12 protein-coding genes and 1 tRNA gene are annotated in these 12,723 nt (G+C 71.2%); 6 read left to right on the top strand and 7 right to left on the bottom strand.

Annotated elements, in window-relative coordinates; translation table 11 throughout:
• Nucleotides 1–12: 12 nt before the first annotated feature.
• The 4 genes from OG276_RS05535 to OG276_RS05520 form a co-directional block, all read right to left on the bottom strand.
• Nucleotides 13–1,275, bottom strand: coding sequence for an ABC transporter substrate-binding protein (locus tag OG276_RS05535; RefSeq protein ID WP_266903285.1), 1,263 nt, complete (start codon nt 1,273–1,275; stop codon nt 13–15).
• Between the two features lie 156 nt (nt 1,276–1,431).
• Nucleotides 1,432–3,255, bottom strand: a complete 1,824-nt coding sequence (locus tag OG276_RS05530) for a long-chain fatty acid--CoA ligase (protein ID WP_266903283.1) — start codon at nt 3,253–3,255, stop codon at nt 1,432–1,434.
• Nucleotides 3,256–3,365: 110 nt separating this feature from the next.
• Nucleotides 3,366–4,013: an NADPH-dependent F420 reductase gene (locus OG276_RS05525; protein ID WP_266903281.1), complete on the bottom strand. Its 648-nt coding sequence runs from the start codon at nt 4,011–4,013 to the stop codon at nt 3,366–3,368.
• A gap of 232 nt (nt 4,014–4,245) precedes the next feature.
• On the bottom strand, nt 4,246–5,097 hold the full coding sequence (locus OG276_RS05520) for a LysR substrate-binding domain-containing protein (RefSeq protein ID WP_266903279.1): 852 nt from the start codon (nt 5,095–5,097) through the stop codon (nt 4,246–4,248).
• A gap of 177 nt (nt 5,098–5,274) precedes the next feature.
• Between OG276_RS05520 and OG276_RS05515 the strand changes: the two genes are divergently transcribed.
• From OG276_RS05515 to OG276_RS05505, 3 genes are all read left to right on the top strand, one after another.
• Nucleotides 5,275–6,363 carry a bile acid:sodium symporter family protein gene (locus OG276_RS05515; RefSeq protein WP_266912547.1) on the top strand — a complete coding sequence of 363 codons (1,089 nt, stop codon included), beginning with the start codon at nt 5,275–5,277 and terminating at the stop codon, nt 6,361–6,363.
• A gap of 9 nt (nt 6,364–6,372) precedes the next feature.
• A complete protein-coding gene (locus OG276_RS05510; RefSeq protein WP_266903277.1) occupies nt 6,373–6,804 on the top strand; it encodes a (2Fe-2S) ferredoxin domain-containing protein in 432 nt (143 codons plus the stop codon).
• A gap of 118 nt (nt 6,805–6,922) precedes the next feature.
• Nucleotides 6,923–7,192, top strand: coding sequence for a hypothetical protein (locus OG276_RS05505; RefSeq protein ID WP_266903275.1), 270 nt, complete (start codon nt 6,923–6,925; stop codon nt 7,190–7,192).
• A gap of 90 nt (nt 7,193–7,282) precedes the next feature.
• Here OG276_RS05505 and fdhD read toward each other — a convergent pair whose 3' ends face one another.
• On the bottom strand, nt 7,283–8,116 hold the full coding sequence (fdhD, locus tag OG276_RS05500) for a formate dehydrogenase accessory sulfurtransferase FdhD (RefSeq protein WP_266903274.1): 834 nt from the start codon (nt 8,114–8,116) through the stop codon (nt 7,283–7,285).
• 215 nt (nt 8,117–8,331) lie between these two features.
• On the opposite strand from fdhD, the gene OG276_RS05495 reads away from it, so the two are divergent.
• Complete coding sequence (locus OG276_RS05495) at nt 8,332–9,273, top strand: beta-ketoacyl-ACP synthase III (RefSeq protein ID WP_266903273.1); 942 nt, start codon at nt 8,332–8,334, stop codon at nt 9,271–9,273.
• Here the strand turns inward: OG276_RS05495 and OG276_RS05490 are convergent.
• Nucleotides 9,260–10,456, bottom strand: coding sequence for a low temperature requirement protein A (locus OG276_RS05490; RefSeq protein ID WP_266903272.1), 1,197 nt, complete (start codon nt 10,454–10,456; stop codon nt 9,260–9,262). The genes OG276_RS05495 and OG276_RS05490 overlap by 14 nt on opposite strands.
• Before the next feature lie 345 nt (nt 10,457–10,801).
• Here OG276_RS05490 and OG276_RS05485 point away from each other — a divergent pair.
• Nucleotides 10,802–10,886 (top strand) — tRNA-Leu (locus OG276_RS05485).
• A 219-nt stretch (nt 10,887–11,105) separates the two neighbouring features.
• Nucleotides 11,106–11,483, top strand: a complete 378-nt coding sequence (locus OG276_RS05480; protein ID WP_323182402.1) for a DUF4440 domain-containing protein — start codon at nt 11,106–11,108, stop codon at nt 11,481–11,483.
• Nucleotides 11,484–11,541: 58 nt separating this feature from the next.
• Here OG276_RS05480 and OG276_RS05475 read toward each other — a convergent pair whose 3' ends face one another.
• Complete coding sequence (locus OG276_RS05475) at nt 11,542–12,684, bottom strand: agmatine/peptidylarginine deiminase (RefSeq protein WP_266903270.1); 1,143 nt, start codon at nt 12,682–12,684, stop codon at nt 11,542–11,544.
• Nucleotides 12,685–12,723: the final 39 nt, after the last annotated feature.

Here is a 12,723-nt window from a genome sequence, read left to right as displayed (position 1 = left end):
TTTCCCGTACCCCTACTTGAAGGGGATGGGCTCGTAGCACTTGAACGGTACGGAGACCTCGTACGCGCCGTTCTTCAGCTGGACGAGCGCCCCGCAGCCGAAGCTGTCCTTCTGGCCCTTGGGCTCCGCGCGGTTGCCGACGAGGGTGCCGGTGTCGGAGAAGCCCTGCGCGGCGGCCTGGAAGGACTCGACGGTGAGGTCCTTGCCGGCCTTCTGCGCGATCGACACGAACAGGTCGGCCGACATGTACCCGGTCATCATGTGCATGTTGAGCGGCACCTCCAGCCCGCCCGACGCCGCCTTGATGTCGGCCTTGAACTGGGCCATCTTCGGGTTCGTCGACTCGAACGGCTCGAACTGGAGCAGGACGTGCACGCCGTCGAGGGCCTGCTTGGTGGCGTCCTTGGCGAGCAGACCCGGGTCGTAGTCGGTCGGGTCGGAGAGCAGTCCCTTGTACCCGCTGCGCTTGAGCGAGGTGAACAGCCCGATGTTGTTCGGGGTCTGCATGACGGAGACCACCGCGTCGGGGGCCTTGCCGCCGTTGCTCTCCAGGATCTCCTTGACGTACGCCGACCAGTCGCTCGGCACGGCGGTGCCGGGCACCGAGGCCTTGGCGTAGGCGACCTTGAACCCGGCGCTGGTGAAGCCCTGCTGGAAGGTGCGCACGCCGAACTTTCCGGCGTCGCTGTCGTTGGCGATGATCGCGACCGACTTGCCCGCGGCGCCGCCGAGGATCTGGCCGATGCCCTCGGGCCAGGTCTGGTTGATGGTGCCGCCGGGGGTGGGAACGAGGCAGCCGTTGAACCCGTAGATGTACTTGGGTCCGCAGAAGGAGGGGAGGGTGCCCCAGCCGAAGGTGGGTACCTTCTCCTGCTCCAGGAAGTCGGCGCCGGTGAAGGTGACCGAGCTCATGGGGGAGACCGCGAAGACCTTGTCCTGCTGGACGAGTTTGCGGGCCGCGGCCAGGTTCTTGGCGGGGTCCTGCCCGTCGTCCTCGGCCCCGATGTAGTCGATCTTGCGGCCGTTGATCCCGCCCTCGGCGTTGGCTCTCATGAAGCGGGCCTTGGCCCCGAGGTCGGTGCCCTTCTTGCTGTAGCCGCTGGCGCTGGTCATCGACACGAGGCCGCCGACCTTGATGGAGTCCTTGGTCACGCCGCGGGAATTGCCGGCGGCCCCCGGCTTGTCGGGGGAGGCGCTGTTGGAGGCGGAGTTGCAGGCGGAGACGAGCGCGAGCGCCGCTGCCGCGGCGGCCAGGGTGCGGATCGGTCGCAACATGTGTGGATCCCCTCCGGTCGGAATCCCCGCATTCTGTGCGCGACCTGACGCATCGTCAATATCAACGACAAGTAAAGTGACGACCCGTCAGGTAACGGTTCGGACCGTTGGCGTGATCACGCTTCGCCGGCCGACGCATCGTGACGGTGGCGCCCGTCAGGACTGGTAGAGGGCCGCCACCTCCTGGGCGTAGACCTTCTCGATGGCCCGCCGCTTCAGCTTCAGCGAGGGCGTCAGCAGCCCCCGCTCCTCGGTGAACTGCTCGGCCAGGACGCGGAACGTGCGGATCGACTCGGCCTGGGAGACCAGGGTGTTGGCCGCCACCACCGACCGGCGGACCTCCGCCGTCAGATCGGGGTCGAGCACCAGGTCCGCCGTCGGCAGCCGGGGGCGGCCGCGCATCGCCATCCAGTGCGCGACCCCCTCCATGTCCAGGGTGAGCAGGGCCGCGATGTACGGCCGGTCGTTGCCCACGAGGACGCACTGGGAGACGAGCGGGTGCGAGCGGACCCGCTCCTCCAGGGCGGCCGGGGCCACGCTCTTGCCGTTGGAGGTCACCAGGATCTCCTTCTTGCGCCCCGTGATCGTGAGGTACCCGTCCGCGTCGAGACGCCCCAGGTCCCCCGTCGCCAGCCAGCCGTCCCGCAGGACGGCCTCCGTGGCGTGCGGGTCGTTCAGGTACCCGGAGAAGACGTGGGCGCCGTACAGCCAGATCTCCCCGTCCTCGGCGATGTGCACCGTACCGCCGGGGATCGGCCGCCCGACGGTGCCGTACTTGACGGCCCCGGGCGGGTTCGCCGTGGCGGCCGCGCAGGACTCGGTGAGCCCGTACCCCTCGAAGACCGTCACCCCGGCGCCGTCGAAGAACAGCCCCAGCCGGCGCGACATCGCGGAGCCGCCCGACATGGCGTACCGCACCCGGCCGCCCAGTGCCTCGCGGACCTTCCCGTACACCAGCTTCTCGAAGAGCTGGTGCTCCATGCGCAGCTTCGCCGAGGGCCCGGGCCCGACGCCGAACGCCTTCTGCTCCCGCGCCTCCGCGTACCGTACGGCCGTCTCCACCGCCCGGTCGAAGGGGCCCGTCCGGCCCTCGGTCTCGGCCTTGCGACGGGCGGCGGCGAAGACCTTCTCGAAGACGTACGGCACCCCGAGCACGAACGTCGGCCGGAACGCGGCGAGGTCCGGCAGCAGTTCGGCCGCCGCCAGCACCGGCTGGTGCCCGAGCTTCACCCGGGAGCGGACGGCCGCCACCTCCACCATCCGCCCGAAGACGTGGGCGAGCGGCAGGAACAGCAGGGTGGACGGCTGCTCACCGGGCCCGGCCCGGAAGACGGACTCCCAGCGGGTCACCATCGTGTCGGCCTCGAACATGAAATTGCCGTGGGTCAGCACACAGCCCTTGGGGCGTCCGGTGGTCCCCGAGGTGTAGATGACGGTGGCCGTCGCATCGGGCGTCACGGCGCTGCGGTGGCGGTGCACGACGTCCTCGGCGACCTGGAGCCCGTCCTCGACGAGCCCCTCGACGGCGCCCGCGTCCAGCTGCCACAGCCGGCGCAGCATCGGCAGCCGGTCGATCACCGACCCGACGGTCATGGCCTGGTCCTCGTCCTCCACCACACAGGCCGTGCACTCGGAGTCGTAGAGGATCCAGTGCACCTGCTCGGCGGCGGACGAGGGGTAGACGGGGACCGGCTGGGCGCCGATCGCCCACAGGGCGAAGTCGAAGAGGGTCCACTCGTACCGGGTACGGGACATGATCGCGACCCGGTCCCCGAAGCGGATGCCCTGCGCGAGCAGCCCCTTGGCGAGCCCGAGCACCTCGGAGGCCAGCTCGCCGGAGGTCACGTCCCCCCAGACCCCGTCCGACTTGCGGCCGAGCACGACCCGGCCGGGGTCCTCGCGTGCGTGCAGGAAGACGGCGTCGGCCAGACCGCCGACGGGTGAGCCCGTGACGACCGGTGGGACGGTGATCTCGTGCAAGGCCCGCTCCTCTCCGTACGGCGCGGCGACGCTATCCCACGCCCACCCGTTGGTGATCACGGAAGAAAGACCTCCACAAGACCTCCCCAGCGGCGCGTCCGTGGCGTGTTCTAGGCGGTGACCACGGAGATGTTGAAGTCCACCGGGCCGAGCACCCCGTAGAGGCGCAGCCACAAGGCCATCAGGGCCTCGGTGGCGCGGGCGCTGGACAGGTCGCCGAGATCGGTGATCTGCTCGGGCGCCCAGCCGAAGGAGCGCAGCAGCGCGATGGTCTCGGCCTTGGCACCGGCGTCGTCGCCGCTCACGAACACGGTGTGGTGTCCGGGCACCCGGCCGGGCTCGACCATGACGGCGTTGTTCATGGTGTTGAGCGTCTTGACGATCCGCGCCTCGGGGAAGGCCTTCTGGAGCTGCTCGGCGACGCTGTGCCCGTCCGGGGTGACCACCTTCGGCGGGAACCCCTCGGAGAAGTCCAGTGCGTTGGAGACGTCGATGACGGTCTTCCCCCGGAGGTTGCCGGCCCCGGCGGCCTCCAGCACGGCGAGCGAGACCAGTCCGCCGGTCGCGTTGACGACGAGCTCGGCGGTGGCGGCGGCCTCCGCGAAGGTCCCGTGGGCACCGCCCGTCGCGGCAGCCCACTCCGCGGCGCCGGCGTTGTCCGCCGTACGGGACCCCATCGTGACCTGGTGCCCGACCGAGACCAGCTTCCCCGCCAGCCGCTGCCCGACCTCACCGGTCCCCAGTACCGCGATCTTCATGCGCGTCCCCCTGCCCGTCCCGTACGAATTCCCGCCGGACCGCGACCGGTTGGCGTACGGCGACCCTAAGCGCACGGCGCCCTGAACGGCGGCACATTCGGCCCCGCGGGTGTTCGAGTGCCCAGGTCGGGGGAGTTCCGGACGCGGCAAGGGGGCGGCAAGGGGGCGGCAAGGGCGCACCGGCCGTCCCAGCCGGAACCTCCCCGGCGGGGGGAGCGGGTCCGGGCCCCGGCTACGCCGCCCGCGTCAGCCGGTCCGCGCCCGACAGGATCGCCGCGGCCAGGGCCTCCGCCGCGGCGGAGCCGCGGGGGCCCCGCAGCAGTGCGAACTCCACCGTTCCGAGGTCCGGGAGGCCGCCGACCCGGACCAGCCCCGGCGGGATCAGCCCCCGGGTGTGGGCCATCACGCCCAGCCCCGCCCGCGCCGCCGCGATCAGACCGCTCAGGCTGCCGCTCGTACAGGCGATCCGCCACGGCCGCCCGTCCGCCTGCAGCACGTCCAGCGCCCTCGCCCGCGTGATCCCCGGCGGCGGGAAGACGATCAGCGGCACCGGCCGGTCCGGGTCCACCCGCAGCCCCTCGGCCCCGATCCACACCATCCGGTCCCGCCACACCAGCCGGCCCCGCTCGTCGCCCTCGCCGCGCCGCTTGGCGAGTACGAGGTCCAGCCGCCCCGCGTCCAGCCGCTCGTGCAAGGTCCCCGAGAGCTCCACGGAGAGCTCCAGTTCCACCTCGGGGTGCTCGTGCCGGAAGGCCTCCAGGATCTCCGGCAGCCGAGTCAGCACGAAGTCCTCCGAGGCGCCGAAGCGCAGCCGGCCGCGGATCCGCGTCCCCGCGAAGAAGGCCGCCGCGCGCTCGTTCGCCTCCAGGATCGAGCGGGCGAAACCGAGCAGGGCCTCGCCGTCCTCGGTGAGCTCGACGCTGTGCGTATCGCGCAGGAAGAGGGGCCGGCCCGTGGCCTCCTCCAGCCGGCGCACGTGCTGGCTGACCGTGGACTGGCGCACGCCGAGCCGGGCGGCGGCCTGCGTGAAGCTCAGGGTCTGGGCCACGGTGAGGAAGGTGCGCAGCTGAACGGGGTCGTACATAGCGTTCACCCTAGCCCCGCTCATCACGTTCCGTGATGACAGTGAGAGCGGTGTGCGGGTTTCCCGATCACCAGCCCGCCACCGAGAATGGAAGGGAATCCGTCGAGCCCCGTCCCGTCGTCCGGTCCGGTCCGGCTCTGCCCCGCCTCCCGTCGACCTCAGCAAGTGAGCATCCCCATGCGCCGCCCGCACCTCCCCGCCCGGCTCCCGCTGGACCCGTTCATCATGGGTCTGCTCGCCACCGTCGGCCTCGCCGCCCTGCTGCCCGCCCGCGGCGCGGCCGCCTCCGTGGCCGAGGCCGCCTCCACCGCGGCGGTGGCCCTGCTCTTCTTCCTCTACGGCGCCCGGCTCTCCACCCGCGAGGCCCTCGACGGCATGCGCCACTGGCGGCTCCACCTCACCGTGCTCGCCTCGACCTTCCTCCTCTTCCCCCTCCTGGGTCTCGCCGCGCACACCCTGGTGCCCGCTGTCCTCACGCCACCGCTCTACAGCGGCCTGCTCTTCCTCTGTCTGGTCCCCTCCACCATCCAGTCCTCCATCGCCTTCACCTCGATCGCCCGCGGCAACGTCCCCGCCGCGATCTGCGCGGGCTCCTTCTCCAGCCTCATCGGCATCTTCCTGACCCCCCTCCTCGCCGCCGGCCTGCTCGGCAACAGCGCGGGCGGCTTCTCCCTCGATTCGCTGGTGAAGATCGTCCTCCAGCTGCTCCTGCCCTTCCTCCTCGGCCAGGCCCTGCGTCCCTGGGTGGGCGGCTTCCTCGTCCGCAACAAGAAGGTGCTCGGCTACGTGGACCGCGGCTCGATCCTGCTCGTCGTCTACACCGCCTTCAGCGCGGGCATGGTCGCCGGGATCTGGCGCCGGATCAGCCTCCCGCGCCTCGGCGGGCTGATGGCCGTCGAGGCGGTCATCCTCGCCGTGATGCTGGCGGTCACCTGGTACGGGGCCAAGCGCCTCGGCTTCACCCGCGAGGACCGGATCGCCATCCAGTTCGCGGGGTCGAAGAAGAGCCTGGCCGCCGGACTCCCCATGGCCAGCGTCCTGTTCGGCGCCCAGGCGAGCCTCGCCGTGCTGCCGCTCATGCTCTTCCACCAGATGCAGCTGATGGTCTGCGCGGTACTGGCCCGCCGGCGCGCGCGGGACCCGCAAGCTCGGCAGGACCCGCACGCCACACAGGACCCGCAGGCCACGGAACAGCACGAACTCGCCGCCGGCCATGTGGCGGAGGTCTCGCACACCCCCCAACACCCGGTCCCGCAGGCCCGGTAACGTGCGGCGGTGACCTGGATACGCCCGCTCTCCGCCCACGCCCCGCGCCCCTGCACCCTGGTGGTCTGCCGGGGCTGCTGCTGCGGCGACCCCCGCAAGAACCCCGGCACCGACCACGCGGGACAGCTCGCCCGGCTGCGCGAGGCCGCGGCGGCCTCCGACGGGCGCCTGGCCGTCCGTACGAGCGACTGCCTCGGCCCCTGCGCGCAGGCCAACGTCATCGTGGTCCAGCCCACCACGGAGGCCCGCCGCCGGGGCGCCCGCGCGGTCTGGTTCGGCTGGGCCCTGGACGACACCGCCACCGACGAGGTCATCGCCTGGGCCGAAGCGGGCGGCCCCGGAGCCGTCCCGCTCCCGGCGACCCTCGACCTCCACCGCATCGACCCCCCGGATCCGAAGCCGGCCGAGCCGACCTCCCGCCGCGGCCGCCGCAAGCGCTGATCGGGACGGTGTAAGGACGCAGGGGCTTCGGGGGCGGAAAGCGTTAGAGCGAGGAAATGTCCGGTTCTTCTAGGTTCTGGGTGTCAGCAAGAAACCCCGAACCACCAGGGAGCACCTCATGAAGCTCAACAAGCGCATCGCCGCAGTCTCCGCCGCCGCCCTGCTCGCCACGCTCGCCCTCGGTGGAGCCGCGAGCGCCGCGGACAACCAGAACGGCGCCGCCAAGGACGGCTCCTCCCACAGCCACACGATCGAGGCCCCGACGGGTACCCCGCACGTGGCCGCGAAGAAGATCGAGCCCGCGTCCAAGGACAACCGGTACAGCCAGACCATCGAGGCCCCGGCGGGCACCCGGCACACCGGCGCGGGGCACCTGGCCGACAAGTAGTCCGTGCGGGGAAGGGGCGGGGGCCGTACGACGGCCCCCGCCGCCCCGTCCGCGCCCCGCCGTCCCGTCCGCGCCCCGCCGGGCCGCGGCTCACGCCGTCAGGTCGATCCGTTCCTCGCCCGCGTAGATGTTCATGTCCCCGCCCCGCAGGAACCCGACCAGCGTCAGTCCCGACTCCAGCGCCAGGTCCACCGCGAGCGAGGACGGAGCGGAAACGGCCGCCAGCACCGGGATGCCCGCCATCACCGCCTTCTGCGCCAGTTCGAAGGAAGCCCGCCCCGACACCAGCAGCACCGAACCCGTCAGCGGCAGCCGACCGGCTTGCAGCGCCCGCCCGACGATCTTGTCCACCGCGTTGTGCCGGCCCACGTCCTCCCGTACGTCGATCAGCTCGCCCCCGGCCGAGAACAGCCCGGCGCCGTGCAGGGCGCCCGTGCGCTCAAAGACCTTCTGCTCCGCGCGCAGCCGGTCCGGAAGCTCCCCGAGGAGCCGCACGCCCACCCGTACGGGGTCGTCCGCGAGCCCCGGGAAGCGGGTCGCGGTGCGCACGGCGTCCAGGCTGGCCTTCCCGCACAGGCCGCAGGAGGAGGTGGTGTAGACGTTCCGCTCCAGCGTGATGTCCGGCACCGGAACTCCGGCGGCGAGCTGGACGTTCACCACGTTGTAGGTGTTCGTTCCGTCCTCGGTGGCGCCCTCGCAGTAGGTCACGGCCCGGACGTCCGAGGCCGAGGCGAGGACTCCCTCGCTGGCCAGGAAACCCACGGCCAGCGCGAAATCGTCACCCGGGGTGCGCATCGTGATGGCCAGCGGTTTGCCGTTCAGCCGTATCTCCAGCGGTTCTTCGGCCACCAGCGTGTCCGCCCGGGCCCCCGCCACGCCGCCCCGAATCCGGACGACGCGACGGCGTTCGGTGACCCGTCCCATGTGATCAGTCCACCTGTTCTGCCGTCGACCGGCCATTCCTATCGCCTGGAGCACCCATTCTCCCGGATCCGTTCCGGTTCCCGTTCCCGGCTGGAGGACCCTCGGGAAGCTCCAAATTCCGGGCACTGAATCCTGTCGGGTCACGCGCCCCTGTACCCATCAGTAGCAGGCAAAGCTGGTAAATCCTGACTGCCTTACAAGGGGGGACCCCGCCCATGACCGGTTCACGCGTGGTGGCGCTAGGGCACTACCAACCCTCGAAGGTGATCACCAACGAGGACCTCGCCGCCATGGTGGACACCAACGACGAGTGGATCCGATCCCGCGTCGGGATCAAGACCCGGCACATGGCCGGACCCGACGAGCCGGTCGACGAGCTGGCCTACCAGGCCGCCGGAAAGGCACTCGCGAGCGCCGGTCTGACCCCGGACGACATCGACCTCGTCCTCGTGGCCACCTCCACCGCGATCGACCGTTCCCCCAACATGGCCGCCCGTGTCGCGGCCAAGCTGGGCATGGCCTCCAGCCCCGCCGTGATGGACATCAACGTCGTCTGCTCGGGCTTCACGCACGCCCTGGCCACCGCCGACCACGCGATCCGGGCCGGCGCCGCCACCCGGGCGCTGGTCATCGGGGCCGACAAGATGACCGAGATCACCGACTGGAACGACCGCACCACCTGCGTCCTGACCGGCGACGGCGCCGGCGCGGCCGTGGTCGAGGCCTGCGAGGAGCCCGGTATCGGCCCGGTCCTGTGGGGCTCGGTCCCCTCGATGGGCAACGCGGTCCGCATCGAGGGCTCGCCGCCGGTCTTCGCCCAGGAGGGCCAGTCCGTCTACCGCTGGACCACCAGCCAGCTCCCCCCGCTCGCCCGCAAGGTCTGCGAGAAGGCCGGGATCACCCCCGAGGACCTGGCCGCGGTCGTCCTGCACCAGGCGAACCTGCGGATCATCGAGCCGCTCGCCGCGAAGATCGGCGCCGTCAACGCCGTCGTCGCCCGCGATGTCGTCGACTCCGGCAACACCTCGGCCGCCTCCATCCCGATGGCCCTGTCCAAGCTGGTCGAGCGCGGCGAGATCCCCTCCGGGGCGCCCGTCCTCCTCTTCGGCTTCGGCGGCAACCTCTCCTACGCCGGCCAGGTCATCAGCTGCCCGTAACGACGGGGCCGGAGCCCGCGGCGTTCCCCGCCGCGGCCTGGTCCCCCACGGGGCCGGGGACCGAGGCGCGGGACTCCGCCGCCAGCGCGGCCACGAGCACCAGGACCAGCGCGGTCAGCTGCCAGACCGCGCCGATCCGCATGCCCGCCGCGGCGGTCGCCAGTACGGGCACCACCGCGAGCGCGCGGAACCGTACCGGCCGGATCCCCAGTACCAGCCGGAAGGCGACGTCCCCGGCCAGATAGCAGGCGACCCCGCCCGCGAGCGCGAGGGCGGGCCCGGCCGGCAGCTGCTCGCCCAGGTGCCCGATGCTCTTCTTCACGCCCGCCGAGAAGGCGGCGATGCCCAGCAGCATCGGGATGAAGCAGTAGTAGTACGCGCGCAGCGCCAGCTTGAAACGCCGGTCCGGGGGGCAGCCCGCGAAAACGTGCTCGGCGCGCCCCTCGTCGCGCACGAAGTACATCCACCACAGCGCGGCCCCGACGGCCAGTGTCAGGAACGCGCCGACGATGATCCCGAAGGTCAGCGGCAGCGAGCCCACCCCGATGCCGACCGCGATGATCGACTCGCCGAACACGATGATCAGCAGCAGCCCGTGCCGTTCCACGAAGTGCGCGGCGCCGATCCCGCCGAGCTGCTCCTCGATGGTCGTCCCCTCGGCGGCTTCGGCCCCCGAGGCCGTCGCCCGCCGCGAGATGGCGGGAGTGACGAACTGGAACAGCAGCGCCAGCCCCCACAGCCCGAGGGCCGCCGCCCCGTCGAACAGCCCGGCGGCCGTCACCGACAGCGCGGACAGCGCGTTCGGCAGCGCGAACCACAGCACCCCGCGCCCGTGGGCCTGGCTGTACAGCGCGCTGTGCGTGATCACGACGACCAGGTAACCGAGCCCGAAGGCGACCCCGCCGTCCCCGAAGGCCGTCGGGACGGCCAGGGCGCACACCAGGAACGCCCCCATGGCGAGCAGGATCAGCAAGCGGCGCACGGGCCGGTCGGGCGGTACCTGATTGGTCAGGTACGCGTAGCCGCCGTACATCCAGAACAGCACCGTGAAGATCAGCAGCACCCGCCCGGCGCCGCGGAGGGTGAGGTCGTCCGCGAGCAGCACCGTCAGCTGGGTGATGGTGAAGACGAAGACGAGGTCGAAGAAGAGCTCCAGCGTGCTGACGCGATGCTCGGATTCCATATGTGATTCCCCCCTGGACTCAAACATGCGGCGCCCATCCGATCGCCTCGGACCGTCGCTGTCCAACGGGTATCAGCATTCGGGAGCCCCCGGTGCTCCGTCGTGCGACCCGGGAGGGACGGCGATCCCGCCCGGCGGGCTGACGGCCCGGCGCGCGGCGCCCGGAGGATGGACCCAGCTCGCGAGACGGAACGTCTCGGCCGGGCCCGCGTGCCGGGCCCCGGGCATGCCCGCAGGTCAGCGCGGCGCGTCGGACTCGGGCCGGGCCAAATACCTGGTCGGAACCCCGCCGAACCTTTGCTATTGTTGTCCATGTCGCCGCGGGAAACCGGGGCCGACCACCTAGTCCGGGTGGCGGAATGGCAGACGCGCTAGCTTGAGGTGCTAGTGCCCTTTATCGGGCGTGGGGGTTCAAGTCCCCCCTCGGACACAGAGGTCAGTAGACCGCACAGAGCCGGTCGAAGCGACGTAACGTCGCTTCGACCGGCTCTGTCGTTGTATGCGGACGTGATCCGGCGCCCTGGGGTCCGCCCGCGGTCCGCCCGCCCGGGTCATTGCCCTGGTGCCGGGGGTAGGCGAAGATCGGCCGGGAATCTTCGCCCTCGGGAGGGTACGCGTGTCCGAAGTCAAGGCCGAACTGGACCGGTTGATGAGCATCTTCCTCGGGGCGTTCACCAACGCCGGAGGCGGGCGGCCGGATCTGGGTGCCGTCCGGGAGGTGTTCATCCCGCAAGGGATGATCATCAAGAACGTCGGGGCCGAGCCCGTGATCTACGACCTCGACGGCTTCATCGAGCCCCGGGAGAAGATCCTCACCGACGGGACGCTGACGGAGTTCCGCGAATGGGAGGTCGCCGAGCGGACCGAGGTCTTCGGTTCGGTCGCGCACCGGTTCAGCGAGTACCGCAAGTCCGGGTACCTCGACGGAACGTGGTTCGAGGGCACCGGCCACAAGACCACCCAGTACGTACGGACGCCCGAAGGCTGGCGGATGAGCGCGATGGCCTGGGACGACGTGGCGCTGTAGCCCCGCAGCGCGATCCGGTCCCCCCGGACAGCGGGGGACCGGACGTGCGGGGGAGCGGTTACGCGACCGGCTGCTGCTGGGTCACGCAGTGGATGCCGCCACCGCCCGCGCCGAGGCTGTCGGTGTTGAGCTGCACGACGACCCGGCCCGGGAAGAGCTGCTGGAGGGTGGCCTTGGCCGCGGCGTCGGCCCTGGTGTCACCGAACTGCGAGGAGATCACCGCACCGTTGCACACGTAGTAGTTGGCGTACGAGGCCACGAAGTCGGGGTTCGTGGAGCGGATCTTGTCGTAGTCGGGGCCCTGGAGCTTGGTGACCGCGATCGGGCTGCCCTGGGCGTCGGTGGAGGTGGACAGGATCTGGTACTGCTCGCGCGCGTCCTTGGCCCAGATGTCGTTGTCGCTCGCGAGCGGCATCTGCACCAGGGCCCTGCCCTCTTCGAGGAACCGGGACGTGGCATCGACGTGGTCGTCGGTGATGTCCTGGCCGGAGATCCCCTTGAACCAGATCACCTTGGACGCGCCGTAGGCGGCGCACATGCCCGCCTCCAGCTGTGCCTGGCTCATGTTGGGGTTGCGGTTGGAATTGATGAGCGAGCTGCGCGTGGCCATGAGCGTGCCGGCGCCGTCCGTCTCCACCGAGCCGCCCTCGCCGACGAACGAGGTGGTGCTGAACGCCACCCCGGCGTAGGCGGCGACACGGCGCGCCACCAGGGCGTCCTTGGCGTGGCTCTGCTTGTTGCCCCAGCCGTTGAAGTTGGTGCCGAACGAGTCCAGGCCGCCCGCCCTGTTGGTGCGGAACACCGGGCCGGTGTCACGGATCCAGCAGTCGTCGACGGGGATCGTGCTGATGACGGTGACCGACGTCCCGCAGGCGCTCTTCGCCTTGGAGACGCTCGCCGGGTTGGCGAGCATCACGACCGGTTCGTACTTCGCGATGGTCTTCGCGATGAGCGCGATGTTCGCCTGCACCCCGGAGAGCTTGTTGCCCCAGATGGAGGTCCTGTCGGGCCACGCCATCCAGGTCCGGGTGTGCCGGACGGTCTCGCACGGTACGGAGAAGGCACCGGCGGCCGCGCCCGCCGGCCGGCCGGCCGCGAAGGCCTGCCCGCCGACCGATGCCAGCGCGGCGCCCGCGGCCGTGAGGCCGGCCGCGGCCAGGAACCCTCGTCTGTCGAGCTTCCCTGCTACGTGCTCGTTCATCTCTGATCTCCGTTTCGTCAAGCGTGGATGCGCGATGGC

The organism is Streptomyces sp. NBC_00086, assembly GCF_026343255.1.
In the GTDB taxonomy this organism is placed as follows: domain Bacteria; phylum Actinomycetota; class Actinomycetes; order Streptomycetales; family Streptomycetaceae; genus Streptomyces.
The sequence above is the reverse complement of the archived record's forward strand: the minus strand, read 5'-3'. Positions and strand labels throughout refer to the sequence as shown.

Coding starts and splice junctions, on each gene's coding strand:
- OG276_RS05535 (WP_266903285.1), bottom strand. CDS start 1,275: ATGTTGCGACCGATCCGCACCCTGGCCGCCGCGGCAGCGGCGCTCGCG.
- OG276_RS05525 (WP_266903281.1), bottom strand. CDS start 4,013: ATGAAGATCGCGGTACTGGGGACCGGTGAGGTCGGGCAGCGGCTGGCG.
- OG276_RS05520 (WP_266903279.1), bottom strand. CDS start 5,097: ATGTACGACCCCGTTCAGCTGCGCACCTTCCTCACCGTGGCCCAGACC.
- OG276_RS05515 (WP_266912547.1), top strand. CDS start 5,275: ATGCGCCGCCCGCACCTCCCCGCCCGGCTCCCGCTGGACCCGTTCATC.
- OG276_RS05505 (WP_266903275.1), top strand. CDS start 6,923: ATGAAGCTCAACAAGCGCATCGCCGCAGTCTCCGCCGCCGCCCTGCTC.
- fdhD (WP_266903274.1), bottom strand. CDS start 8,116: ATGGGACGGGTCACCGAACGCCGTCGCGTCGTCCGGATTCGGGGCGGC.
- OG276_RS05495 (WP_266903273.1), top strand. CDS start 8,332: ATGACCGGTTCACGCGTGGTGGCGCTAGGGCACTACCAACCCTCGAAG.
- OG276_RS05490 (WP_266903272.1), bottom strand. CDS start 10,456: ATGGAATCCGAGCATCGCGTCAGCACGCTGGAGCTCTTCTTCGACCTC.
- OG276_RS05480 (WP_323182402.1), top strand. CDS start 11,106: ATGAGCATCTTCCTCGGGGCGTTCACCAACGCCGGAGGCGGGCGGCCG.
- OG276_RS05475 (WP_266903270.1), bottom strand. CDS start 12,684: ATGAACGAGCACGTAGCAGGGAAGCTCGACAGACGAGGGTTCCTGGCC.